3 protein-coding genes are annotated in these 1,949 nt (G+C 71.6%); all 3 read left to right on the top strand.

Annotation, left to right across the window (positions count from 1 at the left end; genetic code table 11):
- Positions 1-90: 90 nt before the first annotated feature.
- Positions 91-849: a YebC/PmpR family DNA-binding transcriptional regulator gene (locus tag FRW57_RS21060; RefSeq protein WP_137120792.1), complete on the top strand. Its 759-nt coding sequence runs from the start codon at positions 91-93 to the stop codon at positions 847-849.
- A gap of 111 nt (positions 850-960) precedes the next feature.
- Positions 961-1,509 (top strand): crossover junction endodeoxyribonuclease RuvC, encoded by a 549-nt coding sequence (gene ruvC, locus FRW57_RS21065; protein WP_137120874.1) that lies wholly within the window; start codon positions 961-963, stop codon positions 1,507-1,509.
- Positions 1,506-1,949: Holliday junction branch migration protein RuvA (gene ruvA / locus FRW57_RS21070; protein WP_152186984.1), on the top strand; the 444-nt coding region annotated here is incomplete at its 3' end. The genes ruvC and ruvA, both read left to right, overlap by 4 nt.

Here is a 1,949-nt window from a genome sequence, read left to right on the forward strand (position 1 = left end):
TCACGGTCGAGCGAGCAGGGCAGTGACCCGACGGCACCTCGGGTGCATCAGCGGTCCATCTAGAACCGCCGACGCGAGGAAGGTAGTCCAGTGAGCGGCCACTCCAAGTGGGCGACGACCAAGCACAAGAAGGCGGCGATCGACGCCAAGCGGGGCAAGCTGTTCGCCAAGCTGATCAAGAACATCGAGGTCGCGGCCCGCACCGGCGGCGGTGACCCGGCCGGCAACCCGACCCTCTACGACGCCATCCAGAAGGCCAAGAAGACCAGTGTCCCGAACGACAACATCGACCGCGCGGTCAAGCGCGGCAGCGGCGCCGAGGCCGGTGCCGCCGACTGGCAGAACATCACGTATGAGGGCTACGCGCCCGGCGGAGTGGCGGTGCTCATCGAGTGCCTCACCGACAACCGCAACCGGGCCGCGGCCGAGGTGCGCACGGCGCTGACGCGCGCCGGCGGCAACCTGGCCGAACCCGGGGCAGTCTCCTACCTGTTCAACCGCAAGGGCGTGGTCATCGTCCCCAAGGAGGAGCTGACCGAGGACCGGTTGCTCGAGGTGGTCCTGGACGCGGGTGCCGAGGAGATCAACGACCTCGGGGAGTCCTTCGAGATCCTGAGCGAGGCCACCGACTTCGTCGCGGTGCGCGAGGCGCTGCAGGCTGCCGACATCGACTACGACTCGGCCGAGGCGTCCTTCGTACCCACTGTCGAGGTGCCGCTCGACGTGGACGGCGCCCGCAAGATGTTCCGCGTCATCGAGGCCCTCGAGGACAGTGACGAGGTGCAGAACGTCTGGGCCAACGGCGACGTCCCCGACGACGTGCTGGCCGAGCTCGACGACGAGGACTGAGGCCGAGGACACGGCGCGGGTAACCCGGACGGCGCGTCGCAGCGGCGTGCGGAGGCACCCACGAGGTACGTTCGGAGCGAACAGGTGTTCGGCGAGGACGAGGAGAAGGCCGTGCGGGTGCTGGGCGTCGACCCGGGGTTGACGCGCTGTGGCATCGGGGTCGTGGACGGCGGCGTCGGCTCACCCCTGCGGCTGGTCGCCGTGGGTGTGGTCCGCACGCCCTCGGGTGACCCGGTGCAGGAGCGGCTGCTCACGATCCAGACCGAGATCGACGACTGGATGCGCCGCTACGAGCCCGACGCGGTGGCCGTGGAACGGGTCTTCAGCCAGGCCAACCTGGCCAGCGTGATGGGCACCGCTCAGGCGTCGGCGATCCCGATGCTTGCCGCCGCACGGCTCGGGCTGCCGCTGGCGCTGCACACCCCGACCGAGGTCAAGGCCGCCGTGACCGGCAGCGGCCGTGCCGACAAGGCGCAAGTGACCACGATGGTCACCCGGATCCTGCGGTTGGACACGCAACCGACGCCGGCCGACGCCGCGGACGCACTGGCCCTTGCCATCTGCCACGTATGGCGTGGCGGCGCCGAGGACCGGCTGCAGCAGGCGGCAGCGGCCCAGCGCCGTGCCGTCGCCGCCCGACGTGCGAAGGTGGGCCGGTGATCGCCTCCGTCCGCGGCCCCGTGCAGCACGTCGGGCTCGACTCCGTCATCGTCGAGGTCGGCGGGGTGGGGCTGCTCGTCCACACGACACCGGGCACGGCCGCCGACCTGCGCCGTGGGAGCCAGGCGACCCTGGCCACGAGCCTCGTCGTGCGTGAGGAGTCGCTCACCCTCTACGGTTTCGCCGACGCCGACGAGCGCGCCCTCTTCGAGCAGGTCCAGACCGTCTCCGGAGTGGGACCGCGGCTCGCCCTCGCCATGCTGGCGGTGCACCCGCCGGACGTGCTCCGGGGGGCGATCAGCGGCGGCGACCTGGCCACCCTGACCAAGGTGCCCGGCATCGGCAAGAAGGGCGCCGAGCGGATCGTGCTGGAGCTGCGCGACAAGGTGGTCGCCGGCGAGGCGTCCCCGGGCACGCCGGCGCGGGCGGCGGGCCGCGAG

The sequence above is a fragment of the Segeticoccus rhizosphaerae genome (assembly GCF_009192725.1).
GTDB lineage: Bacteria > Actinomycetota > Actinomycetes > Actinomycetales > Dermatophilaceae > Segeticoccus > Segeticoccus rhizosphaerae.